We start from the raw sequence: 24,937 nt of genomic DNA on the forward strand, positions 1-24,937 counted from the left end.
AAACTCGAAAGCTATAAAAACGCATAAATCAAAGAAATATGCCCCACAGCGTCCAAGCAGGCTCAATCAAACCCAGGCTAAACCCAGATAAAACCAACCCCTAACAACCCATTCTCACAGGCCGTCAGAACGCCGCCAACATATCCCTTCCATTCCATTATTCTATTGTCAAAGAACAACTTCTAATCCCATCCGCCCCCAGAAGGGCCAAAGAAACTAGCAGGTCCAAACCACCAGGTCAAGAACCTCAGCCCCGGCGGTGAACAGCGATCTACACCCCACCCCTAATACCGTCAACACAGGAGTTCAAAAAAAATCAAAAAAGTTGCTCGGGCCGACGAAATATCCCGGAAAACCGCCATTCCTGATTTAGCCTCTCCAGATCGGCAGGACCTGTCCTGCCACTGCAAAGAGTGATTTTGCATCGCCGCCACCTTTCATATTCTTACTCCGCCGCCTTATCTGAGCAGGCGCCGGCCGCTTTCACGCGGCCTTCTTCATCCACATCGATAAAGCAGGCTCTATCTTCTCGTGTCCGCCGCTTCACCGAACCAATCGCCCCCCAACGAACGACGCGGCCTTCGGCGCGCATTCCGCAATCTGGGGGTTTTGCTTGGCGGAAGGGCCCTCAATGCTCCGCTCAGTTTGCTGCATGCTTCCCTCGCCATCCACCTGCTGGGCAGTTACGGCTTCGGCCTGGTGGTCATGCTTTACGCCTTCGCCCGCACTATCGGCGATCTGGTGGATTTTCAGTCATGGCAGACCCTGCTGCAGTATGGCTTTCGCCCCTTGGGCGATAGGGATCTGCCGCGCTTCCATCGCGTCCTGCGCTTCAGTCTGACCCTGGATCTGATCGGAGGCATCGCAGGCTGCGTGATCGCTGTCATTGCCAGCCTGACGATGGGGCAGATCCTGGGCTGGCCGCCGGTCCTGCACCCTATCGGCACATTCTACAGCCTAACCCCCTTGTTCATGGCCGCCGCCACGCCGACGGGCGTGCTGCGTATCCTCAATCGCTTCGATCTGCTGGCCCTGCAGGGCAGCACGGCGACGCTCGTGCGTCTGCTTGGGACATTGGCCCTGCCGATGATCGGCCTCTCTTTCGAACATCTGGCACTGGTCTGGATGCTGGCCGAGATCCTGTCCTTTACGCTGCTGTTCGGCCTGGCATGGCATGAACTGCACAAGAGGGAACTGATGGCAGGCTTCTGGACAGGGATGGCAGACATCATCCCTGATCTGATGAAAGGCAGAATCGCCATCGACTTTCCCGGGATCTGGCGCTTTGCCTTCATCACCAACGCCAACGCCACCCTGTCCCTGGTCTTCAGCCATGTGACGACACTGATCGTCGGCAGCGTGCTCGGCCCCGTCAGCGCCGGCTATTATCGTATTGCCAGCCAGATCGCCGCCGGCATCGCCAAGCCTGGAACGATGATGCAGCAGACCCTCTATCCCGAAATGGCCTCCCTGTGGCGGGAGGGCGCGACCGAACGGATGTACCGTCTGGCATGGCAGTCAAGCCTGGCAGCCGGAGGGATCGGATGCCTGCTGATAGCCTTTGCGCTCCTGCTGGGACGCCCGCTGCTGGGGCTGGTCATAGGCACACAGGACCAGGCGGCCGTCAGCATCATGCTGTGGATGCTCGGTGCCGAGATCGTGGCGATTTGCGGCCTGCCGCTGGAGCCGTTGCTAATGACATTCCGCCGTGCGGGCGCCGTTGTGATCGCACGCTGTGTGGATGTCGTTTTCTTCCTGCCGGCTCTGATGATTCTGATCCATTTCTATGGACTGGAAGGCGTAGGCCCGGCCAATGTCGGTGGAGCGATTGTCCTGGTTCTCATGCAACTGGCCATGGCATTGCATGCACGCCGAACGCTGACGCCCAACACCGCCTCCCCCAGCGCATCCAACCCCGGGGCAGGCCTGATCCCAATGCGTATCGTCTTTCCCTATATCGCCCAGCTCCACCAAATCGCCCATTCCCTGCCGGTCGCTCTGGAAATCGCGCGCCGATATCCAGAGATCGCGGTCCATATCGCCTGCCTGACAGACGAGCAGGAAGCCTATATACGGCGCCTGGCCAGCCTCTATCCGGATTCGCAGGTCGCTTATGAACGGCTGACCCTGCCCGGACCTTTATGGCGGCAATTGACTCGTCGCGGGCCCAGCGTCCTGACCAAACTGGCAACCCTGCTTTTCAACAAGAATTATTTCGAGACATTTCAGGCGATTGTCGTTCCCGAGCGCACATCTCTCTATCTGCGCAGGATCGGGCTGCGCGCACCCCGCCTGATCTGGACCCGACACGGTGCCGGAGACCGCGCAGTGGGTTTTGCCCGGGATGTCCGACATTTCGATTTTATCCTGATGGCAGGAAGAAAGCTGGAAAATCGCCTTCTGACCCAGGGCTCGCTGCGCCCCGGACATTACGTCACAGGGGTCTATGCCAAATTCGATCTCGTGCGCCTGATGCATAGCACCGCCCCACCATTGTTTGGCAACAGGCGCCCGACAGTCCTCTATAATCCGCATTTCAATCCCAAGCTGACATCATGGTATAAGTTGGGTACTCAAGTTCTCGACTATTTTGCCAATCAGGACCGATACAATCTTGTTTTCGCGCCGCATTACCGGCTGTTTGACGCACATCGCGACAAAGCTGCGAGCATCCTGCGCGCCTATAAGGGAATACCGCACATGCTCATCGATCCGGGCAGCACCAGGAGCGTCGACATGACCTATACCATGGGTGCCGACCTCTATCTGGGCGATGTCAGCAGCCAGGTGGCCGAATTTCTGATCAACCCGCGTCCCTGCCTGTTTCTTGACGCGCATGAGACGAAATGGCACGACAATCCCGACTATCTGTTCTGGTCCCTGGGGCCGGTGATCGACACGGCGGCCAGCCTTGGCCAGGCCCTGGATGGCGCTGTTGCCGAGCACCCGGATTTCCTTGACCGGCAGAAATCGTATATACGCGAGACCTTCGGCCTGGCGGATATCGGGCCAACGGCGCCGATTGGCGCGGATGCCATCGTAGAATTCCTCCGAAAGGCGCGTTCGTGAGCGCCTTCGCCATCGCTTTGAACCTGCCTTGATTACATGCTCCAGGTGGAAGATTCGTTACCTGAAATGACACTCTCTCCGACTCCGACAGATTCCGGTCAGACGCGACGCCTCGGCGATTTTGCCACGTTTCCGGAAGCTCTGGATTACGCTGCCCTCGGGGAAGCGGGATTCAACATTTATTCCGGTCGTGGCCAACTGCTGGAGTCCCTCCCCTACCGCACACTGCGCGAACAGGCGCTGGATGTTGCGCGACGGCTGCTGACACTGGGGCTGCGCCCGGGTGAGCGGGTCGCAATCGTCGCGGAAAGCGATGGCGATTTCGCCCGAATCTTTTTCGGCTGCCAATATGCAGGGCTGGTACCGGCACCGTTGCCGCTGCCAGTCGCGTTCGGCGGACGCGAAGGCTATGTGACAACCCTACGCGGCATGATCGAGAGCGCCGGCGCCGTCGCCGTCATCGTGCCCGACATCATTGCCGGCTGGACGGGCGAAATCGTCGAAGGCTTCGATCTGCGTTTCGGCGGGCGTCCGGCCGACCTGATGGCCCTGCCGGTCGGTCCGGTCGCGCTGCCGACCGTCTCCCCCGACGATCTGTCCTATCTCCAATTCTCCTCGGGCAGCACCCGCTTTCCGATGGGGGTCGCCGTCACCCAGCAATCAGGCATGGCAAACGCCCGCGCAATCGCCCGCGACGGCCTGAAGGTCCGCGAAACGGGCGACCGGTGCGTGTCATGGCTGCCGCTGTATCATGACATGGGCCTCGTTGGCTTCTTCCTCACACCGGTCACCTGCCAGTTGACCGTCGATATGCTGCCAACGCGCGAATTCGCCCGTCGTCCCCATGTCTGGCTGGATCTGATCAGCCGCAATCGCGGCACCATTTCCTACAGCCCCTCCTTCGGTTTCGAATTGTGCGCGCGCCGTGCCTCGACGGTCACGCTCGAACTGTCGTGCTGGCGTGTCGCGGGAATCGGTGGCGACATGATCCGTCACCATATTCTCGAGGAATTTGCCGAACGCTTCGCGGCGTCCGGATTCGACGGGCGGGCGTTTACAGCCAGCTACGGCATGGCCGAGGCCACGCTGGCCATCAGCTTCGTGCCGCTCCATAGCGGCATCCAGACCGATACGGTCGATCTGCGTTTCCTGGAGACGCAAGGGGTGGCACGCCCCTCAAACGACCCTTCGCATGCTCTGAGAACATTCACCCTATGCGGCAAGGTTCTGCCCGAGCATGAGCTGGAGGTTCGCGACCCTGCGGGGCGGCCCCTGCCGGACCGCAAGGTCGGCACCATTTTCGTCCGTGGCCCCAGCCTCATGCGCGGCTATTTCAACCAGCCCCAGGAAACCCAGCGCGTTCTGGATGCCAGTGGCTGGCTGAATACCGGCGATCTCGGCTACATGATTGACGGGCAGGTGGTCGTGACCGGCCGCGCCAAGGATCTGATCATCATCAACGGTCGCAATATCTGGCCGCAGGACCTGGAATGGTCCGCCGAAACCGAAATCGGTGCCCTGCGCAGCCGCGATGTCGCCGTCTTCTCGATCGACCAGGAGAAGGGCGAAAAGGTCGTGGCCCTGATCCAGTGCCGCGCGTCCACCCCCGAGGCCCGCGAAACCCTGCGCAATGAAGCTGCCAGCCTGTTCCGCCGCCAGCATGGGGTCGATGTCTCCGTGATCCTGGTCCCACCCCATACGCTGCCGCAGACTTCGTCGGGCAAACTGACCCGCGCACGGGCCAAGGCCATGCTGCTGTCGGGCGCCTTCGATGCCGTCAGCGAGACCGCATCGGTCGCATGATTCGCTGGGGCCCGCCTCGCGGCAGGCCCCAGCTTCAATACTGGCCAATCGACCGGATTTCGATATAAGGACATCCTCTTTGTTGAGAGGGGGCGCAAGCAGTCCGCCGGGCTGCTCCGCTCCCCGATATGGCAGGCGGGGTTCGGGCACGTCACATGGGGACGGCTCCCGCAATAAGGATGCATTTATAATGAGTGAAACGGTCGCGGACGTCTCTGCCCTGATCATCCAGACGCTGCTGGCGAATCCCAAGGTTCCCCGTGACATCAGCGGCAGCAGCAAGATCGTCGAGGATTTGGCCTTCGATTCACTCGCGGTCATGAATTTCGTTATGGAAATCGAGGATTCCCTCGACGTATCCGTTCCGCTCGACCGGCTTGCCGACATCCGCACCATCGACGACCTGGCCAACTGCATCGTGTCGCTGAAGCAGGGCGACTGACTCCATGTCGATCTTCACCAAATACGAGCCGCTGGCCCGTTCGCTGGCGGCCGTGACCAATGGCGGAGGCCGCAACCCGTTTTCCGTCGTGATCGACCACCCCGTGTCCTCGACCGTGGGCGTGATCGAAGGGCGTGAGACCCTGCTGTTCGGCACCAACAATTATCTGGGCCTCAGCCAGAGCGAAGCGGCGATCGATGCCGCGATCGGCACAGTGCGTACCCACGGGGTCGGCACCACCGGATCGCGCATCGCCAATGGCACCCAGGGCCTGCACCGCCAGTTGGAAGAACGTATCGCCGCTTTCTTCCGCCGTCGGCATTGCATGGTATTCTCGACGGGCTACCAGGCGAATCTGGGCATGATCTCGGCCTTGGCCGGCAAGGACGATTATCTGCTGCTGGATGCCGACAGCCACGCCAGCATCTACGACGGCAGCCGGCTCAGCCAGGCGCAGGTCATCCGCTTCCGCCATAACGACCCCGAGGACCTGCACAAGCGCCTGCGCCGCCTGGACGGCACGCCGGGCGCCAAGCTGATCGTCGTCGAAGGCATCTACTCAATGATGGGCGACGTGGTGCCGATGGCCGAGTTCGCGGCAGTGAAGCGCGAAACCGGCGCCTGGCTGCTGGCGGACGAGGCCCATTCCGTCGGCGTCATGGGCGAACACGGGCGCGGCGTCGCCGAAGCCTGCGGGGTCGAGGACGATGTCGATTTCGTCGTCGGCACCTTCTCCAAGAGCCTGGGCACGGTCGGCGGCTACTGCGTTTCGGACCAGGACGGGCTGGACCTGATCCGGCTATGCTCACGGCCCTATATGTTCACCGCGTCGCTTCCGCCGGACGTCATTGCCGCCACCATGGCAGCATTGAGCGAGTTGGAGCGGCGGCCGGAGCTGCGGCACAGGCTGATGGACAATGCCCAGCGCCTGCATGCCGGCCTGAACGCGATCGGCCTGCGCACCGGTCCGCAGGCCAGCCCCGTCGTATCGGTGGTGCTGGACGAGGTCGCCCAGGCGGTACAGTTCTGGAACCGGCTCCTGGATCTGGGCGTGTATGTCAATCTCAGCCTGCCGCCCGCAACCCCCGACCAGCACCCGCTGCTACGCACCTCGGTGATGGCAACGCATGACGCGGCGCAGATCGACCAGGCCATCGAAATCTTCGCCACGGTAGCCCGCGAAATGGGAGCCGGCCGCTAAACGCCCAGCCCCGTCCCCGTCGTCCTCAGGCGACGGGGAAGCCCCCGACGCTCTTCAGCGCCGGAATATCCCAGTCCCCTTCAGCCGCCAGAGCAGCCGGGGCAGACAGATCAGCGGATGTCTGGCCTCGAACGGGGTCAGCGCAAGGTCGAACCCACTATGCCGGCGCACCTTCCAAGCGATGTAGCGCGCACCGCCGGCGAAGGTGAAGGCGGCCTTGAACAGGCGTGCCGCATTCAACGGGCGCCCCAGATCGGCCCGAATCCGCCATTGACGACCCGCCCGTGCGCGCGCTTCGGCCGATACTGCCGGACACAGCATGTCGCCCTCCCGCACGAACGAAAGGCCGGATGCAGCCCAGGCGGCCGGCAGCAGCATGTCGAAGCGCGCCCCCAGATCGCCGGCCAGCAGCGTGGTGGGACGATCCCCTCCTTCGACCCGCAATTCCGCGGCATAGGTCCGGCGGAACAGGCTTTCCCAATAGGCCTGCGCCGTTCCGCTCTCAGGGCCCAGCAGGGCCGCCCACCAGGCGGCCACGGCCACGGCGCGGATCAGGCAGCCCAGAATCGCGTCGGCCGCCGCCGCGTCGCGCACCCAGACCAGTCGCGCCGGCTGGCAGAAGCGTGCCCAGATCGTGGTGTCCAGATTGCCGCGCGCCGTCAGCGCCCGGAACTGCGCGACGGTCAGGATGGCGACCTTGGCCCGGACATATCGGCCATCGATGGTGCGCTCATGATATTCCACATTGGGCGGCAGCAGCGCATTCGCCTCGCGCGCCGCCCTGCTGCGCGGCCAGTCGGCCTGCCGGTCCAGCACGACGTAGAAATCGAGAATGCCCTCCGGGTCCACCTGCCGCAGACCAGACCCATAGAACAGTACCCCCAGTACTGGCGCATCCCCGACCAATTCGCCGACAAACGCCGTCACCGCCGGTTCCACCGGCCGAACCAGTTCGTCCGTCAGAATGCGGGCGACCCGCCCGGCGGCGAGAAGATCGTATCGCACGTCATCCATGAGGATCAGGCATTCCGGATAAAATCGAAAGCCGGCCCCGCCGACAGATAGGTCTGCCCATCCGGGCCGGAATCCAGGATTTCGCCATCCAGCACAAAGTCGCCTTCCAGTTTCAGGGCCAGACGACCGGTACGGCCACGCCGGTAGGATGGCGAATGATCCAGCCATGCGGCGGGCCGCCCGCGCAGTAACGACCATGTCGCGGAAAGCAGATGTTCGGGAAAGGCTGCGACGCTGAGATAAGACAGGCCATGCCCTTCGCGCGACGCAAAAGGCCACATGCCTCCGGGCAGGCATGCCAGCGTGGAGGCGAGGAACAGGAAACTGTCCGCCGTCCGCGGCACCTCGTCCCCGACCGCAAGCGTCACGGGATCGCCGGCCAGCCATTTACGGCGGGTCGAGCGGAAAACAAGCCGCCCCAGCGAGGACGCGATCGCGATCCCCACCGCGAGATCATGCGAAAAGCGGTTCAGGATGACCGGCCGATGAGCAATACGGATTCCGCGCGTAAAGGCCGCGGCACCATGGAACATCCCAAGCACGGCCGGACGCGCCGGATCGGACCAGCGAACGGCCAGCACGTCGCGCCGCAGGATGCGACGCCGCAGGGCGCCTCCGCCGGCCAGGACGCTCAACCGTTCAAGCGCCGCCTTGCCGCGCAGACCGAACCCCACATCGGCGGCGATCAGATTGGTATTCCCCGACGGCAGCACGGCAAGTGCCGGCAACGCGTCCGCCGGATAGCATTGGTGAATGGCGGACATGACATCGCTGACGGTGCCATCCCCCCCGTCGATCGCAACTACCCCGACTTCGCGTCGGGCCAGTTCGGTCACGATCTCGACCACGGCAGGCTTGGACGCCGAATGGAAGAACAGCGGCCCCAACGCCTGTGACGCTCGCCGACGGAACGAGCCGTCTTCACGGCCATTGCGGCGGCTGCGCGGGTTGTGGATCAGGGCGAACCGCTCGCTCACTCCCTATCGACCTTTCTCTGTGGCACCGACATTCTTAGGGTCATAAGCCGCGTTCCCGGCATTATTGCAAGATCGTGAACCCCCGCGGGACATGGAGGCCGACGACAGTGCGGAGGAAACCATGAACGACATTACCCTGGCCCATCTGTCCGATCTGCACCTTGCACATGATGGGCTGCGGTTTCCGGCATGGGCCCTGCTGAACAAGCGCATGACCAGCCAGCTCTCCTGGCGGCGAAAGCGCCGTTTCCTGCATGTCGACACCGTCCTGGAATCCCTGGTCGCCGACATCCGCGCCATGACACCGGATGCCGTGGCCCTGACGGGGGACCTCACCAATATGGGCCTTCCGGTGGAATGCCGGCGCGCGGCTTCATGGGTGTCGGCACGCCTGCCCCAGCAAACGGCGATCATCCCCGGCAATCACGACATGCTGGTGCGCGCGCCCTGGAGCACCACGCTGGGGCTCTGGAAACCCTGGATGGCGGCCCGGCCGGATGATTTTCCCTTTGTCCGACGGATCGGCCCGCTCGCGCTGATCGGCGTCAATTCCGCCTGCCCCACCCCCTGGTTTTCCGCCGCCGGGCGGATCGGGGCGGCACAGGCCGCCCGCCTGACCGACATACTGCATGAAACCGGCCGCGAGGGCGCCTTCCGCGTGGTCATGATCCATCATCCACCGGTTCCCGGCATCGTGTCCCGCCGCAAGGCACTGCTGGATAGCGGCCTGTTCGCCACCGCCATTGCGCGGGCGGGGGCCGAACTGGTCCTGCACGGCCACAGCCATCGCTCCGGCCTGTCCTCCCTGCCCGGCCCCACGGCGACGGTGCCCGTGCTGGGGATTGCCTCGGCCTCGATGCTGGCCCGGGGCCAGGAGCGCATGGCCGCATGGCACCATATCCGCATCGCCGGCACCGGGCGCGGCTATGCCGCCGAAATCCGCCGCCGGCTGGTCGCGCCGGGCCAACCGGTCCGGGAGTTGCCGCCCTGGCGCTTCGATGTCTATCGCCTCCCCTAGGCGATGCTTGTATGTGTGGGCCGACATGATGCGCGCGCCTCGCCCTTCCGCCTTGCTGCAAAGGATCACGCCGGGAACCCTCGACCGTTATCTGGTGCGGCAGATGGCACCGCCTTTCCTGATCTCGCTGGCCGTGGTGATGACAGCGCTGCTGCTGGAACGGCTGCTGGTCCTTCTGAACGTGCTGGCAGCGGATGGCGGCACGCTCAAGATCTTCGCCGGACTCCTGGCCGACCTCATCCCCCATTATCTGGGCCTGGCCCTGCCGGCAGCGATCTGCGTCAGCGTCTTTTCGGTCGTACGGCGGATGAGCCAGAACAACGAGATCGACGCCCTGATGGCCAGCGGCATCTCGCTGCTGCGGATCGCGCGCCCCTTCGTCATGATGGGCTCGATCATGGGCCTGGTGGGGTTCAGCCTCTATGGCTTCATCCAGCCTTATGCCCGCTACGATTTTCGGCAGGCGATGTATTTGGCCGCCCATGCGGGCTGGGGCCCCCATCTGCAAAGCGGGATGTTCGCTATCCCCGCCGACACGCTGATGCTGACTGCGGACAGGGTCGACGGGGCCGGCACGCGCCTGTACCACGTCTTCATCCGCGACCGGAGCAGCGGGCTGGAACGCGACATTTCCGCCGAGAGCGGAACCTTGCGGATCGCCGACGACCGAACCTCGGTCCGGCTCGACCTGGCACATGGGATCATCGTCACCGACCGGCGGGACGCAGCACCGACCCTGGTGCAGTTCGACACCACCACGCGTATCTTCCAGACCGTCTCGCAGGCCCACGCCTTCCGCCACCGCGGCAATGACGAGCGGGAACTGACCCTGCTTGAACTGCTGCGGGGCATGCATACCGGCGATCCGGCAATCCGCCGGCCCCATCTGGTGGCCGAACTCCATTTCCGCCTAGCCCGCGCCCTGGCCATTCCTTTTATCCCGATCCTGGCCTGTGCGCTTGCGGGCGTCGCCAAGCGCCAGCGGCACAATCTGGGTCTGGCCATCGCCGCCATCAGCCTGGTCGGCTTCGATCACGCGCTGCAACTGGGCCTGAGCCTGGTCGCCAGCCGCTCGATGTCACCCTGGCTCGTCATATGGGGGCCATTCTTCCTGTTCTGCGGCGCCTGCGTCTGGCTGATCGTGCATCGGACCGGATCGGCGGGAAGCGGCCGGATCTGGCGGCGCCCCTTCACCCGGCTGTCGGCCAGCCCCTCGTCATGAGTACGTCGTCCCCCTCGCCGACGCGCAACGTACTGATCGGCTACCTGACGCGCGAACTGATCGGGCGCATCCTGACGACGGCGGCCATCCTGCTGGCGCTGATGGAGATCCTGGCGCTGCTGGAACAATTGACGCCGATCCTGGAACGGCACCAGGGCGCGCGCGGCATCGCTTATTTCATGATGCTGCACGCCCCCATGCTGGTGGGGGGCACCCTGCCGCTGGCGGTGCTGATCGGCTCTCTGGTCCTGCTGGTACAGATGACAACCGGCAGCGAGATCGCGATCCTGCGTGCCGCCGGCCTGACCACTCCCGGCCTGATCCGCCTGATGCTGCCCGCGATCCTCACACTGGGCGTGGTCGGGGCCCTGGTCGACGACCAGATCACGCCGCGCTCGGAACTGGCGCTGGCAAGCTGGTGGAACCGCACCGATCCCCATCCCGAAACCGGGCACGGCTTCTGGTTCCGCGCCGGTACGACACTGGCCGATATCGGCTATGTCGCCCATGGCGGCACGACCGTCACCCATGTCGACCTGTACCAGCGGGGGCCGAACGGCCGCCTGCTCCGCACCATTCATCTCGACACGCTTCGCTATGCGGACGGTACATGGACCGACAATGGCGGACGCAGCCTCGAACCGACCGGTGCCACCGTCCGTACGGCCACGCTGTCCCCCGCTCCGGCGCTGGCGCATGACTGGCCTGCCGGGATTCGCCCCGCCGACATGATCAGGCTGTCGATGGATACGCCCCCACTTTCGGCCACCACCATCATCGCGATCCTGCACGGCCGCATGCCCGCGTCCCAGCCGCCGGCGGTCCTCCGAACTGCATTGCTGGCACGGGTGCTCATACCCCTCAGCTTCGCGGTAATGCTATTATTGGCCTTGCCGGTGGTCTATATCCCACCTCGAAGCGGAACACGCAGTTGGCTGCCCGTCTGGTGCCTGGGGGCCGGCCTGCTGTTCGTGGTCTTCCAGGGCATGCTGCGGGCACTGGGCAACGCCGGCACGCTGCCCGCCCCGGCGGCAACCCTGCCCGGCATCGTGATCTTCACGCTCGCCGTCTGTGCCCTGGTGTTGAGGATTGAAGAGAGATGATCGGCACGACCTTACGCAACACGAATCTTCGCACCGGCCGAAGCTTCGACCTGGGAAAAATGAATCTCCGCCAGTTGTGGATCGCCTACCTCACTTACCCGACGATCCTGCTCTATATCGTTCTGGCCGTGATCAGCTTCGTGGTGCTGGCATGGCAGTTCCCCGGCGTCGGGCCGGCTCTGGTCGCCGCTGGTGCCGTCGTCGCGGTCTATCCGCTGGCGTGGTACATGATCCATCGCTTCATCCTGCACGGCCGCTTCCTCTACCGAATGAAATGGACGGCCACTCTGTGGAAGCGCATCCATTTCGACCATCATCAGGACCCGCATCTGCTGGATGTGCTGTTCGGCTCGCCGCTGAATACCATCCCCACCATCGCCATCATCACATTGCCGATCGGCTACCTGATCGGCAATGTCGGTGGTGCCGCGGCGGCAATGGGCACCGGGCTGGTCATCACCTGTATCTATGAATTCTTCCACTGCATCCAGCACCTGAACTACAAGCCGCGGATGCGCTGGATTCAGAAGATGAAGCAGCGCCATGTCCTGCATCACTTCCATGACGAAGACGGCAATTACGGCATCACCAGCTTCGTCGTCGACCGAGTCTTCGGCACCTATTACGTCGATGCCCGCGCCCGGCCGCGCAGCGCGCATGTCTTCAACCTGGGTTACGATCTGGAAGAAGCCGGCCGCTATCCCTGGGTGATGGAACAGACCGGCGCGCCACCGCGCGACCGGCCGGACGGGGCGACACCGCAGCGGGACGCGGCGTGACGTCCGACACCCCGCCGGCCGCCCCCCTGACCGTCCTGGTCCTCGCCGGCACCCGTGCCGGTGCCGAGGACCCGATGGCCAGCGCCGCCAACGTATCGCACAAGGCGATCCTCCCCGTGGCCGGCCGGCCGATGATCGCGCGGGTGATCGACGCCCTCGCCGCCACCCCCCGCATCGGCCGCATCGTCATCAGTATCGAAACCCCCGGCATTCTGACGGGCCTCGAACTGAACCATGCAGTAGATTTCCTGCCGCCCGCCGCCGGCCCCAGCGCCAGCGTGATGGAGGCCCTGCGCGCACTCGGCACCCCGCTGCTGGTCACTACCGCCGACCATGCGCTGTTGCGCCCGGAATGGATCGACGCCTTCCTCGACTCCGTCGACGCACAGTGCGACATGGCCGCCGCCGTCGCCATGGAGGCCGATATCGCGCGCGACGTCCCAGGCACGAAACGCACGATGATCCGTCTGGCCGATGGCGCCTTTTCCGGCTGCAACCTGTTCCTGTTCCGCACGCCGGCGTCGATCGGCGTGGTGCAGCTATGGCAGCGGATCGAACAGGAACGCAAACGGCCGCTGCGCATGGCGCGCCTGCTGGGGATCAGCACCCTGCTGCGCTACGTGACTGACGGCCTGACCCGCGCGGCCCTGTGCGCAAGGGTCGGCAGCCTGAGCCAGGCCTCGGTCAGGCTGGTCGCCCTGCCCGACGGCCGCGCCGCCGTGGATGTCGACAAACCCGCCGACCTGCTCCTGGTGGAATCCCTGCTCCGGCCCCCCTCCGAATGAAGGACGCATCCCTGTTCTTTTTTAAAAAAAAGAACCAAAAAACGTTTGATTCCTTGAGGGAAATCCTGCGGGCATCGTCGGACACCAAACGGATAAAAGTCTTTTTGCTTCTTTTTCTTCAGAAAAAGAAGAAAGAGACCACACGGTTCGCATAACTCCATGCGCATCGCCTACATCATCAACTCGCTGGAAGGAGGGGGCGCTGCCTTCCCCGTGCCCGACATCACCGGCGTCCTGCGCCGCGCCGGGCACGAGGTGGCCATCTTCGCGCTGCTCCGCCGCGACGGCCGGGCCCTGCCGGCAATGCAGGCAGCCGGTCTCCCGGTCGAAATCTGTCCCGAAGGACAACGCGACCACCTGGCGGCCCTGCGCTGGCTGGACCGCCAGATCGGAGGCTGGCACCCGGACCTGATCTGGACGTCCCTGACCCGGGCCACCGTGATAGGACAGATGGTGGGGCTGAAGCGCCGCCTCCCCGTCGTCAGTTGGCAGCATTCCGCCGGCCTGAGCCCCGCCAACACCCGCCTGCTGCGCAGCCTGCGGAGACTGAGCCGAATCTGGGTCGCCGATTCCAGCTGCGTGCTGGATTTCATGCGCCACCGGCTGCGGATTCCGGCAAACCACGCCGCATTGTGGCCAATCTTCCGCGCCGATCCCACCTGCCCGCCCGCCCGCGCCTGGCAAGCCGGCGAAATCGTACGGATCGGCTCGCTGGGTCGGCTGCACCCGGTCAAGGGCTATGACGTCCTGTGTCACGCCCTGGCACTGCTGAAGGACGACCTGTCCCTGCCGCCCTTTCAGGTCACCATCGCCGGTGAAGGCGACGCACGCCCCCAACTCGAAAGCCTGATCCGGGAACATGGTCTGACCACGCTGCGCCTGGCAGGATTCACCAGCGCGGTAGCCGACTTCCTCTCCAGCCAGCACGGCTACGTCCAGCCCTCATTGCATGAAGGGCTGTGCATCGGCGTGCATCAGGCCATGCAGGCGGGCCTGGCCCCCGTCGCCTCCGCGGTCGGCGAGATCCGCTACACCGTACAGGACGGCGTGTCCGGACTGCTGGTTCCCCCCGCCGATCCCACCGCCCTGGCCGAGGCCCTGGCAAGGATGTTCCGCCAGCCCCAAGCCATGGCCACCATGGGCCAGGCCGCACGAACTCACGTGCTGGACCTGTTCGCCCCCGAACGGTTCGACGCCGCTGGCGAGGCTATCCTGGCCCGGATCACGGCCCCCCGGCGCGGCTGAGGCTTATCGGCCCCTGCCGGTCCTCCGCCGACTCAGACGATCCAGTTCGATCGCGATCCGGCGCGGTGAGCGGCTGATCCGCTTCGCATCCACCAGCGTCACCTCCCCGGCGGCGGACAAGGTATGCAGGCCATCGGTAAAAGGCTTCCAATCCGCCGCCGCGACGATGGGGGCCCCGGCCCGGGCGGCAAAGCGCTCCGGCCCCAGTTCGGTGATCGTCACGGGCACGATCGCCCCGCCATACGTGCCCGTGCAATCCTGGGTCGGCAGCACCACCCGCCCATCGACCAGGATCGGCGTGCCCCCCGGCCGCGCACTGCGACGATCCCGCCGCACCGGATTGCCGGGATGCAGATGCCACGGGCCGCGCAGCGCGTCGGCCCAGGCGACATGCAGCAGGCTCTGCTTGTCTTCCGCCGACCCGCTGGATGGGCTGTAGAACATCCACCACCTGCCATCGATCCGCACCGGCGAGGCATCGATCGCCGCTTCGGGAAAGGCGAAATCGGGGACCTTCTCCCAGCGATCGGGAAAGGAGACGGCGCGATACAATGTCAGCCGACCGGACCGATAGGCTTCGGGCAGCAGATAGATCTCATCCCCCTCCGCGATCACCACCGGATAGGACAGATGCCACGGCTCGGACAGCGCCGACCGCGCATCCAGAAGGCGCATCGCCCGATCGAAGACGAAAACGTCGATCCGGCCGATCCGGTCGCGATAATCATAGACCTCGGCAAACAGATACAGCCGATCATCCCGCCACACCCCGAACGGATCGGCCAGAAAACGGAACGGCCCGAGATCCGGCAGCCAGGTCACCGGCAATCCGTCAACGCCGCCACGCGCCAGGATTTCGGGCAGCGCATAGGGCAGAATGCCCGTCCGCCAGATATCGGTGCGCAGGATGCCCATGCCGCTCCCCATGCTGCAAGGCCGCCCCATGACGGCCGCCGAGCGGTCTATCCCATCAGGCCGCGTTCGCAAACCTCCGCGACCGTGACGCGCCGACCCACCCGTGGCATGGTGCGCGGGATGCCCATCGACCCCATCCAGAACCAGATCGCCATCCGCCGCGCGGTCAATCATCTCTGCGGCCAGATGGGCTGGGCGGCCCTGAACGAACTGATCCTGCCGGACGGGCGCCGGGCGGATGTCATGGCCCTGCGGCCCGACAACGGATTCGTCTGCATCGAAATCAAATCCGGCCCACGCGACTTTCTGACCGACCGGAAATGGGCCTGCTATCGCGATTGGTGCGACCAGCTTTTCTTCGCCGTCGATCGCACTTTTCCTCTTTCCCTGCTGCCCGAGGCGACCGGGATCATGGTCGCCGATACCGATACCATCCCCGACGGCCTGAACGTGATTGCCGAAGCCGCCATCCTGCGGCCACCGGCCACGACCGCCCTGCCGTCCGCCCGGCGGCGGAAGCTGACATGGCTGTTCGCCACCCAGGCAGCCGCACGGCTGGCCCGTCTGGATGACCCCGCCATCACGGCTGCCCTGCGGATGGCAGGGCGGGCCGAATGATCGCGCTCCGCCCCATCCAACCAATCCTGAAAGGTTTTCCGATGTCCGATGCCGCCATCCTGCGCCGGTTCGAGGCCGCGCGCTCCATCGTCCGTGACGCGGCCGATCTGGCCATGGCGATGCGTCCGCCGCCGGGCGGCCCCTCGGGCAAGCAGAAAAGCGCCCAGGACTGGCTGACCGAAGCCGACGGCGCGGTCGAGGCCCTGATTTCCGAACGGATCGGCGCCCTGTTCCCCGAGGACGGATTCCAGGGCGAGGAAGAAGGACGCACCCGCACCGGCCGCCTGCGCTGGGTGGTCGACCCCATCGACGGCACATCCAACTACGCGCGCGGCCGTCCGCGCTGGTGCGTCTCGCTGGGCCTGATGGATGGCGACCAGCCGGTCGCCGGCATCATCCACGCCCCGGCCCTGAACGAGATCTATACCGCCGTGCGGGGCCATGGTGCCTTCCTCAACGGCCGGCCGATCCAGGCCTCGCCGGTGACGGATACAAGGTCCGCGATGGTCGAGATGGGGTGGAGCAACAAGGTCCCGGACGGCGTCTATGCGGCCAAGATGGCCGCGATCCTGGATCTGGGCGCCATGCCACGCTCCGGCGGCTCCGGCGCGCTCGCCCTGGCCGATATCGCGTGTGGCCGGCAGGACGGCTATCTGGAGATGGTCATCAACCTGTGGGACGTCGCGGCAGCACTGGTCCTGCTGGAGGAGGCCGGGGCCCGCTTCTCCCCCTTCCTGCGGGATGGCGGGCTGGATGGCGGCATCACCCTGCTTGCGACGGCACCGGGAATCGCCGACGATCTGGCCGCGGCACTCGCAGTACCGCTGGACTGATCGGCCGCCGCCAGCCATGGTTACGCCATAAAAATCCGGCAGGAGTGGGCGTGGGTCGATGGCCCACCACACGCCCAGCCGAACATACGGAGCATGCCTTTGCGAGACGGTCTTTCCCGCACAACCCTGGCCCTGGCGGCCATTGCGCTGGCATTGCCGGCGGCGCCGGCCCTGGCTGCGGGCGAACGGCAGCAGGCCCTGGTCGACCGCGCAACCCTGACGGTGCGCGAGATGTTCAGCGGCGCCGGCCCGAACAGCAAGATCACCCGCTACATGACGCAGGCCCGCGCGGTGATGGTCTGCCCGTCCATCTTCCGCATGTCGATCGGCTTCGGCGGTGCGGGCGGCGGCTGCGCCCTGCTGTCGCGCGACGCGCGCGGATCGTGGTCCGACCCGGCCTTCTACACGCTCAGTTCGGCCAATGTCGGAATCCAGCTCGGCATGCAGGATTCCCAGATGATGTTCTTCGTCATGACCGATCGCGGCCTGCAAGCCCTGCTGGACAGCCAGTTCCAGTTCGGCGCCAACGCCGCCGCCTCGTTCGCGACCATGGGTTCGGGAATCGAGAGCGGCACGGCGGGCGAACGCAATACCGACATCATGGCGCTGCAGAAATCCAAGGGTCTGTTTGCCGGCGCGGCGCTAGGCGGTTCGAAACTGACGGTCAACAGCGGCGCGAATCGCGCCTATTACAACCAGATCGTCGGCCCCGAGGACATCGTCGTCTCGATGCGGGTCAACAATCCCGGTGCCGACCCCCTGCGCGCCGCACTCAGCGAAGTGCAGGCCAGGGCCACGGCCGGCGCGCCTTCCATGCCGCCCCCGGCCTATGCCCAGCCCGGCGCAGGCGGCGAGCCGTCACAGGTCAACGTCCCTGCATCCGGCCCCGTCAGCAGCCAGCCTCTTTCTCCCCCCTGAGGTCACTTGCCCGGGGCCTGGCGCGCACGCCAGGCCCCGACATTGCGATTATGCTCCGCCAGACTGCTGGCGAACGCATGCCCCCCGCTGCCATCGGCAACAAAATACAGCGCATCGCTGTCGGCAGGATGCGCCACCGCATCCAGCGAGGCCCGGCCGGGCGAACAGATCGGCCCGGCCGGCAGGCCCGGCAGCGTATATGTATTGTAGACACCCGGCGCTTCCAGTTCAGCCCGCGTCAGGGCATGGCCCAGCGGCCCGGCGCCCCGATTGATTCCATAAACCACGGTCGGATCGGATTGCAGCCGCATGCCAAGGCGCAGCCGGTTGATGAAGACGCGAGCCACCAACGGGCGCTCGCCCGCAATCGCGGTCTCACGCTCCACCATCGAGGCAAGGACAAGCAACGTCCGCCGATCGGGAATTTCCGGCACGGGGGTCCGACCACGCCAGACCGCATCCAGCGCCGCCTCCATCGCCGCCTGCATTCGCCCCAGCAGGACAGCGCGCGGCGTTCCCCATTCATAATCGTAAGTCTGCGGCAGGACAGCACCCTCGGCCGGCGGCGAAAGCGGCGGGCCAGACAGCACCGGCGCGCGGTCGATCAGTTCCGCCACCTGAAGGGCGGAAAGGCCCTCGGCCACCGTCAGCCAATGCACCACCGGCTTGCCATGGCGCAGCACGAACAGCACGTCGCGAAGCGAAGCATGGGCCGGAAACGCTAGTTCCGCCGCATGCAGGACACCATCATGGCGCGTAAGATGAACGGCGACGCGAAACAGCAGGCTGCCGACACGGCCCGGCGCGATCACGCCTTCATGCTGCAAGGTTGCCGCCGTGCTGGCCAGGCCGCCACGGGGAACGACCACCGCGCGGGATTCGGGCGCCGGTCCCGGCACGCCATATTGCCACCATCCCCAGGCGGCAATGCCCCCGCCTGCCGCGCAGATTACCAGCAGCAGACTCAGGCTGAAAATCAGAAGACGCTTGAGCATGATGCTCTTCTTCCGCGTCACGATGTCAAAGACAAGAACCCCGGACGCGGATCAGGCCGGCAGCCCGATCCGTCTGTCCGGGCCAGACCGGCCCGGAAGCAGGTCAGACGCCGCGTACGATGATGCTGGCGTTGGTGCCGCCGAAGCCGAAGCTGTTCGACAGGGCAATGTCGATCTTACGGCGCTGGGCCTCATGCGCCACCCGGTCGATCACGCTTTCGGTGGACGGATTGTCCAGGTTCAGCGTCGGCGGCGCGACCTTGTCACGGATCGCCAGGATCGAGAAAATGGCCTCGACGGCGCCGGCGGCACCCAGCAGATGACCGATGGCCGATTTGGTCGACGACATCGCAACCTGGCTCGCGGCATCGCCGAACAGACGCTCGACCGCCTGCAATTCCAGATCGTCCGCCATGGTCGACGTCCCATGGGCGTTCACATAACCGATGTCGGAGACCGAAATACCGGCGCTGCGCACAGCCGCCTGCATGGCACGATACGCACCCTCATGCCCTTCGGCCGGCGCGGTGATGTGGTAGGCGTCGCCGGACATGCCATATCCGATGATCTCGCCATAGATCTTGGCGCCGCGCGCCTTCGCGTGCTCATATTCTTCCAGCACCACGATGCCGGCACCTTCGCCCATGACGAAGCCGTCGCGATCGCGGTCCCAGGGGCGCGAGGCCTTTTCCGGCGTGTCATTGAACGCGGTGGACAGCGCACGCGCCGAACTGAAGCCGGCGATTCCCAACGGGCAGACAGCCGCTTCGGCGCCGCCCGCGACCATCACGTCGGCATCGCCGAGCATGATCAGGCGCGACGCATCGCCGATCGCATGCACACCGGTGGCACACGCGGTCACGACCGAATGGTTGGGGCCCTTGAAGCCGTATTTGATCGAAACATGGCCGGAGACCAGGTTGATCAGCGCCGATGGAATAAAGAAGGGCGACAGGCGGCGGGCCCGTCCCTCATGCACCGTGATCGACGCATCATAAATCGTCTGCAGGCCACCGATGCCCGAACCGATCATCACGCCGGTCCGGCACCGATCTTCCTCGGATTCGGGCTTCCACCCGGAATCCTCGACCGCCTCGGTCGCCGCGACAAGGCCCAGATGGATGAAGCGATCCATCTTCTTCTGGTCCTTGACCGGGACCCAGTCGGACAGGGTCAGGCCGCCCGCCTCGGTCGGCCCCGCCGGCACCTCGCCGGCGACATGCGCCGGCAGGTCCGATGGATCGAACGAGGCGATCCGGCCGATCCCGCTTTCGCCGGCGATCAGGCGCGACCAGTTATGTTCGAGCCCGAGCCCGAGCGGGCTGACAATGCCCATACCGGTAACAACAACGCGTCGATGTCCCGACGCTCCTCCGGCAGATTGTATCAACCCGCACCGCTCCCTGATCACAAAATCCGACGTTCGGTAATAGCAGCCTCAGGCGGCCTTCTGCTTCTCGATGTAGTCGATCGCGTCCTTCACGGTGGCGATCTTCTCAGCCGCATCTTCCGGGATCTCGACGCTGAAAGCCTCTTCGAAAGCCATCACCAGCTCGACCGTGTCCAGGCTGTCCGCGCCCAGATCGTCGATGAAGGAGGCCTCCGGCGTCACCTTGCTTTCCTCGACACCGAGGTGCTCGACCACAATCTTCTTAACCTTGTCAGCGATTTCGCTCATCTGTCTTCGCTTCCTGTCTGCCCCAATGAGATACGGGCGGTTCGAAATTCATTCGTCCTGTCTGACGTCCCGCGAAGCGGAACCGCCGGACCATGCCCAGCCCGCTTCCGGACGAAGCAGCGGCGGATTAGCACGGTTCCCCGGCAATAGCCAAGGCGGCGGATCTTCTTTCCGTCACAATCCGCTGCCAAACCCCGAAACAGGCCCCGCAAAATCGGATTGTTGTCCGCCATATCCCTGCCTGCGTCCAGCGGAATCAGCATGCTCCCCCGGCGATCAGGGCATCGCCATCCCGCCGTTGACGTTCAGCGTCGTACCCGTGATCCAGCCGGCCTCGTCCGACGCCAGATAGGCGACGGATGCTGCGATATCCTCGGGCTTCCCCATGCGGCCCAGCGGAATGCCGCCCAGCAGCTTCTCGCGCTGCCCTTCCGAGAGCACATCGGTCATCGCGGTCTGGACGAAGCCCGGCGCCACGACATTGACGGTCACGCCGCGCGACCCGGCTTCCTGCGCCAGGGACTTGGTCATGCCGATCATGCCCGCCTTGGCAGCCGCATAATTCGCCTGGCCGGCATTGCCGGTCACACCGACGATCGAGGCGATGCTCACGATTCGCCCGGCCCGGCGGCGCAGCATGCCCTTCAGCACGGCGCGGCACAGGCGGAAGGGCGCCGCCAGATCCACCTCAAGGACGCGGTTCCAGTCCTCGTCCTTCATGCGAATCGCCAGCCCGTCACGCGTCAGGCCGGCATTGTTGACCAGGATGTCCAGCGGCGCGCCTGCCGCGACCTCGGCGGCCGAGACCAGCGCATCGGCCGCGGCCGGGTCGGACAGGTCGGCGGGGCACACATGGACCCGCTCGCCATCCGGCGCGATCTCGGCCGCCACCGCGGCCAGCACGGCCTCACGCGTGCCGGAAAGCACCACCCGCGCCCCCTGGGCATGCAGGGTCCGCGCAATCGCGGCGCCGATCCCCCCCGATGCGCCCGTCACCAGCGCGGTCTTGCCATCCAACCTGAACATCAGCCCGTCCTTGCCTGAAAAACCACTTATCGCCGCCCCGCCATCAGAGAGAGGCGAGGAACGCCTCGATATCCGCCGGGGTGCCGACCGAGCGTGTCGCCGCTTCGGGCGCGATGCGCCGGACCAGCCCTGACAGTACCTTGCCGGCTCCCAGTTCCACAAAACTGTCGACGCCCATCGCCGCCATCGCCTCGACACTCTCGCGCCAGCGCACGGTGCCGGTCACCTGGCGCACCAGCAGGTCGCGAATCGCCTGCGGGTCGGTCACCTTCGCCGCCGAGACATTGGCCACCAGCGGCACTACCGGCGCGGCGATTTCGGCCCGTTCCAGCGCCTCACCCATCGCATCGGCGGCCGGCGCCATCAGCGAGCAGTGGAACGGCGCCGACACCGGCAGCACCACCGCCCGCTTCACCCCACGCGCCTTGGCGACCGCGATCGCGCGCTCGATAGCCGTCGCCCGGCCCGAAATGACGATCTGCCCGCCGCCATTATCATTGGCGACCTCGATGATCTCGCTCCGATCCGGCTCGCCCTCGACGCGCAGGATCGCGGCCTCGGCGCAGATTGCGCGCGCCTGCTCAAGATCCACGCCGATCAGCGCGGCCATGCCGCCTTCACCCGCCGGCACCGCCTTCTGCATCGCCGTGCCGCGCAGGCGCAGCAGGCGCGCCGTCTGGGCAATCCCCAGTGACCGCGCCGCCGCCAGCGCCGAATACTCACCCAGCGAATGACCGGCCACCAGCGCGGCCGCGCGCTTCAGTTCCAGCCCGCCTTCCTTCTCCAGCACCCGCAGCACCGCCAGCGACACCGCCATCAGGGCAGGCTGCGTATTTTCGGTGCGGGTCAGCTCCTCCATCGGCCCTTCGAACATCAGGGTCGAGAGCTTCTGCTCCAGCGCATCATCGACTTCTTCGAACACTTCGCGCGCCGGGGCAAAGGCAGCGGCCAGTTCGGCCCCCATCCCAACGGACTGGCTACCCTGACCGGGGAAGATGAAGGCGTGAACGGTCATGCTGTCCTCATTATCCAAAAGAAATCTCGCGTTCCGGTCCGCGAGATGCCGACAGGATACGGCGCCTGTCAATCGCGGGGCACGCCATCCCGGCGACGGCACAGCAGCAGCAGGACATCCCACGGCAGGGCCGGGACCTCACGCAGGCGCCAGAACCACCGGCGCGCCAGGCGCCGGGCGGCCGGCACGGACGGCGGCGGCACCCGCATCACCCGCCAGCCGGCCAACCGCATCAGTACCAGGCAACGCGGCAGGTGGTAGGCGCTGCTGGCAACCGCAACGGGGCCGCGATAGCCACGCGCCCGCAGCAGCGCGGAACAGGCCAGCACCGAATCCAGCGTATCGCGCGCCGTCGCCTCGATCATGATCGCCGTGTCGGGAATACCCGCCCGACGCAGCAGGTCCGCCATCACAGGCGCTTCGGCCGGGCGCCCATCCAGGCTGCCGCCGGTCGGCACGAACAGCGGTTCCGCGCACATCCGCCCGAAGGCGGCCGCGGCCGCCACCCGGCGACGCAATGTCGGCGTGGGCGTGCCATCGGGACGCACCGCCGCCCCGAAGATCACGATGGCCAGCGGCGCATCCGGCCGCCCGGTCACGGTGGCGCCTGAAGCAGAAGCCGGCTCAGCCCCGCGAACGTGGCAAACATCGTCCGCCAGACCTGCCGGAACTGATCGGCTTCCACGCCCCGATTGTCCAGAATCGCCATCAGGTCCCCAACCGTGCGCCTGCCATCGATCAGCGGCAGCAGCCCGCGCGATTGCGACGGCACCGGCACCAGCACCACACGGTCACCCAGACGAACCGGCAGGCGGTTATCCGGCCGCATAAGCCGTGAAAGGGCGAACCCGTCCCCGCCATGCAGAACCGGCACCGAATCCCGATCCATCGGATCGGCCCGCCACACCCGATCTCCCGCCCGGCGGACATAAGCCACATGGAACGCCCGCTCCCCCGCCCGCGATTCGGCCAGGCAGGCCCGGGCGCGATCAGGCAGGAAATCAAGATCGGTACAAAGCGCTGGCTCCGCATCAAGCAGCGCGGGGTCGTATTCCAGCGGCGCCATCAGGCAGACAGGCGCCAATCCGGCCGCCGCCAGCAGGTCGAACAGTCCCGCGACATCGTAGCCGCCGCCACGCCCATCCGACGCGGCGACCACGATCCGCATCCCGCCGCCGGGCGCCAGCAGGTCGGCCAGGGCTCCCAGCCGCGCCCGCGGGGCCGCATCCGCGCTCAGGTCGCAATCGATATAGTCGTGAACAGAATGCACGGGCTGCGCACCGGGCGCGAGAAAGGCAACCGCACCGGGCCGTCCTCCGGCACTGAAGGCCTCGGCCAGCCGGGCCGCAACGGCGGCGTCGTCCCCGGCAACCAGCACGCGCAACGGGCATGAACGCGGCCGCATGGCCCCGAACAGCCAGTAATCGGCTTCGCTCAGGTCGCCGGCCGTTCCAACGGTCAGATAATCGGCATGCTCCATGGACCTAGCGGGGCAGAAGCTTTCCGCGCTGCCAGGCCTCGGCAGCCTCGTCGGCACTCATGCCGTCGCAACGCACGGCATATTCCAGCGCGCTCACCACCTTGTGGCCCAGCATCAGCTCGTCCAGCTCGTCCAGCAGGTCGGAATCCAGTTCCGCACGCGCCTCCCGGCGCACCAGCATCCGCGCGGCCTGCTCGCCGGCCAGCACGTTCCTGGGGTCTTCCAGCGGCCGCAGCCGGCCGCCATGATGCAGGAAATGCGGCTGCCACAGCGGTAGGATCGACGCCTCGCCGGCTTCGATCGCCTTCGCCGCATGCTGATAGGCGTCCTCATCGGGACGGGCCTCGATGGTAAAGCCGCGCTCCGTCAGCCCATAGGCCCCCACGCCGAGCCGTACCCGTTCGAGAGCCGATTCCGGCGCCACGATATTGCGGTTGACCGCCCCGTCATCGCGTCCCAGATCGGCAATCGAGGCCACATCCGGCGCGCACCCTTCGGGCATGAACCAGCCGAAGACGGGCTTGTACAATTCTCCGAGCACATCCATGCCCAGCGACCGGTCCAGCCACCGGGCATCGACATCGGGCAGCCATGCGGACACGAACAGGTCGATCCCGCCGGCCTTCATCGCGGCCGTCAGTTCGTCCTGGCCGCCGGTGACATATTCGACCTCCAGGTCATAGGCTTCCAGCACACGCACCACCGCCGCCGCGGCTACCGCATGCAGGATGGTTTCCGGATGGCCAAGCGTCACCGTCGTCATCACACCTCTCCCCGATCACGAGGTGGTTTCCAGCAGGT

Annotated in this window: 24 protein-coding genes; 13 read left to right on the forward strand and 11 right to left on the reverse strand. The window is 65.7% G+C overall.

The features are described from left to right. The first annotated feature begins 1,935 nt into the window (after nt 1–1,935). From HLH36_RS17330 to spt, 4 genes are all read left to right on the forward strand, one after another. Complete coding sequence (locus tag HLH36_RS17330; RefSeq protein ID WP_182987608.1) at nt 1,936–3,069, forward strand: sensor domain-containing protein; 1,134 nt, start codon at nt 1,936–1,938, stop codon at nt 3,067–3,069. 66 nt (nt 3,070–3,135) lie between these two features. Continuing rightward, nucleotides 3,136–4,872 (forward strand): fatty acyl-AMP ligase, encoded by a 1,737-nt coding sequence (locus HLH36_RS17335; RefSeq protein ID WP_182987551.1) that lies wholly within the window; start codon nt 3,136–3,138, stop codon nt 4,870–4,872. Nucleotides 4,873–5,062: 190 nt separating this feature from the next. After that, nucleotides 5,063–5,314 (forward strand): acyl carrier protein, encoded by a 252-nt coding sequence (locus HLH36_RS17340; RefSeq protein ID WP_182950899.1) that lies wholly within the window; start codon nt 5,063–5,065, stop codon nt 5,312–5,314. Nucleotides 5,315–5,318: 4 nt separating this feature from the next. Continuing rightward, nucleotides 5,319–6,515 (forward strand): serine palmitoyltransferase, encoded by a 1,197-nt coding sequence (spt, locus tag HLH36_RS17345; protein ID WP_182987552.1) that lies wholly within the window; start codon nt 5,319–5,321, stop codon nt 6,513–6,515. Between the two features lie 54 nt (nt 6,516–6,569). Here the strand turns inward: spt and HLH36_RS17350 are convergent, their stop codons facing one another. Then, entirely contained in the window at nt 6,570–7,529 is a 960-nt protein-coding gene (locus HLH36_RS17350) for a hypothetical protein (protein ID WP_182987553.1), read from the reverse strand. Nucleotides 7,530–7,534: 5 nt separating this feature from the next. Beyond that, nucleotides 7,535–8,506, reverse strand: a complete 972-nt coding sequence (locus HLH36_RS17355) for a diacylglycerol kinase family protein (protein ID WP_182987554.1) — start codon at nt 8,504–8,506, stop codon at nt 7,535–7,537. Between the two features lie 121 nt (nt 8,507–8,627). On the opposite strand from HLH36_RS17355, the gene HLH36_RS17360 reads away from it, so the two are divergent. From HLH36_RS17360 to HLH36_RS17385, 6 genes are all read left to right on the forward strand, one after another. Then, a complete protein-coding gene (locus HLH36_RS17360; protein ID WP_182987555.1) occupies nt 8,628–9,524 on the forward strand; it encodes a metallophosphoesterase family protein in 897 nt (298 codons plus the stop codon). 25 nt (nt 9,525–9,549) lie between these two features. Next, on the forward strand, nt 9,550–10,746 hold the full coding sequence (locus HLH36_RS17365) for an LptF/LptG family permease (protein WP_182987556.1): 1,197 nt from the start codon (nt 9,550–9,552) through the stop codon (nt 10,744–10,746). Further along, nucleotides 10,743–11,849, forward strand: a complete 1,107-nt coding sequence (locus HLH36_RS17370) for an LptF/LptG family permease (protein ID WP_182987557.1) — start codon at nt 10,743–10,745, stop codon at nt 11,847–11,849. Before HLH36_RS17365 ends, HLH36_RS17370 begins: the two co-directional genes overlap by 4 nt. Next, on the forward strand, nt 11,846–12,628 hold the full coding sequence (locus HLH36_RS17375; protein WP_182987558.1) for a sterol desaturase family protein: 783 nt from the start codon (nt 11,846–11,848) through the stop codon (nt 12,626–12,628). Before HLH36_RS17370 ends, HLH36_RS17375 begins: the two co-directional genes overlap by 4 nt. A 74-nt stretch (nt 12,629–12,702) precedes the next feature. Then, a complete protein-coding gene (locus HLH36_RS17380; protein WP_182987609.1) occupies nt 12,703–13,413 on the forward strand; it encodes an NTP transferase domain-containing protein in 711 nt (236 codons plus the stop codon). 159 nt (nt 13,414–13,572) lie between these two features. After that, the gene (locus tag HLH36_RS17385; protein ID WP_182987559.1) at nt 13,573–14,658 is read left to right on the forward strand and encodes a glycosyltransferase family 4 protein; all 1,086 of its coding nucleotides are present in this window, start codon (nt 13,573–13,575) and stop codon (nt 14,656–14,658) included. Between the two features lie 3 nt (nt 14,659–14,661). Here the strand turns inward: HLH36_RS17385 and HLH36_RS17390 are convergent, their stop codons facing one another. Next, nucleotides 14,662–15,573 carry a glucosamine inositolphosphorylceramide transferase family protein gene (locus tag HLH36_RS17390; protein WP_182987560.1) on the reverse strand — a complete coding sequence of 304 codons (912 nt, stop codon included), beginning with the start codon at nt 15,571–15,573 and terminating at the stop codon, nt 14,662–14,664. Nucleotides 15,574–15,693: 120 nt separating this feature from the next. Between HLH36_RS17390 and HLH36_RS17395 the strand changes: the two genes are divergently transcribed. The 3 genes from HLH36_RS17395 to HLH36_RS17405 all read left to right on the forward strand — a co-directional run bounded on the left by HLH36_RS17395 (nt 15,694) and on the right by HLH36_RS17405 (nt 17,942). Next, a complete protein-coding gene (locus tag HLH36_RS17395; RefSeq protein ID WP_182987561.1) occupies nt 15,694–16,191 on the forward strand; it encodes an MmcB family DNA repair protein in 498 nt (165 codons plus the stop codon). A gap of 41 nt (nt 16,192–16,232) precedes the next feature. Beyond that, entirely contained in the window at nt 16,233–17,024 is a 792-nt protein-coding gene (locus HLH36_RS17400) for an inositol monophosphatase family protein (RefSeq protein ID WP_182987562.1), read from the forward strand. 93 nt (nt 17,025–17,117) lie between these two features. Beyond that, nucleotides 17,118–17,942, forward strand: coding sequence for a lipid-binding SYLF domain-containing protein (locus tag HLH36_RS17405; protein ID WP_182987563.1), 825 nt, complete (start codon nt 17,118–17,120; stop codon nt 17,940–17,942). A 2-nt stretch (nt 17,943–17,944) separates the two neighbouring features. Here the strand turns inward: HLH36_RS17405 and mltG are convergent, their stop codons facing one another. The 8 genes from mltG to HLH36_RS17445 form a co-directional block, all read right to left on the reverse strand. Next, the gene (gene mltG, locus HLH36_RS17410) at nt 17,945–18,937 is read right to left on the reverse strand and encodes an endolytic transglycosylase MltG (RefSeq protein WP_182987564.1); all 993 of its coding nucleotides are present in this window, start codon (nt 18,935–18,937) and stop codon (nt 17,945–17,947) included. A 103-nt stretch (nt 18,938–19,040) separates the two neighbouring features. Next, nucleotides 19,041–20,327 carry a beta-ketoacyl-ACP synthase II gene (fabF, locus tag HLH36_RS17415; protein WP_182987565.1) on the reverse strand — a complete coding sequence of 429 codons (1,287 nt, stop codon included), beginning with the start codon at nt 20,325–20,327 and terminating at the stop codon, nt 19,041–19,043. 48 nt (nt 20,328–20,375) lie between these two features. Next, the gene (locus HLH36_RS17420; protein ID WP_012227163.1) at nt 20,376–20,615 is read right to left on the reverse strand and encodes an acyl carrier protein; all 240 of its coding nucleotides are present in this window, start codon (nt 20,613–20,615) and stop codon (nt 20,376–20,378) included. A 276-nt stretch (nt 20,616–20,891) separates the two neighbouring features. Next, nucleotides 20,892–21,641: a 3-oxoacyl-[acyl-carrier-protein] reductase gene (fabG, locus tag HLH36_RS17425; RefSeq protein ID WP_182963986.1), complete on the reverse strand. Its 750-nt coding sequence runs from the start codon at nt 21,639–21,641 to the stop codon at nt 20,892–20,894. A gap of 43 nt (nt 21,642–21,684) precedes the next feature. Beyond that, nucleotides 21,685–22,656, reverse strand: a complete 972-nt coding sequence (gene fabD / locus HLH36_RS17430; protein ID WP_182987566.1) for an ACP S-malonyltransferase — start codon at nt 22,654–22,656, stop codon at nt 21,685–21,687. Between the two features lie 68 nt (nt 22,657–22,724). Next, entirely contained in the window at nt 22,725–23,255 is a 531-nt protein-coding gene (locus HLH36_RS17435) for an ElyC/SanA/YdcF family protein (RefSeq protein ID WP_182963988.1), read from the reverse strand. Continuing rightward, the gene (locus tag HLH36_RS17440; RefSeq protein ID WP_182987567.1) at nt 23,252–24,136 is read right to left on the reverse strand and encodes a hypothetical protein; all 885 of its coding nucleotides are present in this window, start codon (nt 24,134–24,136) and stop codon (nt 23,252–23,254) included. Before HLH36_RS17440 ends, HLH36_RS17435 begins: the two co-directional genes overlap by 4 nt. Nucleotides 24,137–24,140: 4 nt before the next feature. Then, the gene (locus HLH36_RS17445) at nt 24,141–24,899 is read right to left on the reverse strand and encodes a glycine betaine ABC transporter substrate-binding protein (RefSeq protein ID WP_182987568.1); all 759 of its coding nucleotides are present in this window, start codon (nt 24,897–24,899) and stop codon (nt 24,141–24,143) included. Nucleotides 24,900–24,937 lie beyond the last annotated feature (38 nt).

This window comes from Gluconacetobacter aggeris (assembly GCF_014174395.1).
Taxonomy (GTDB): Bacteria; Pseudomonadota; Alphaproteobacteria; order Acetobacterales; family Acetobacteraceae; genus Gluconacetobacter; species Gluconacetobacter aggeris.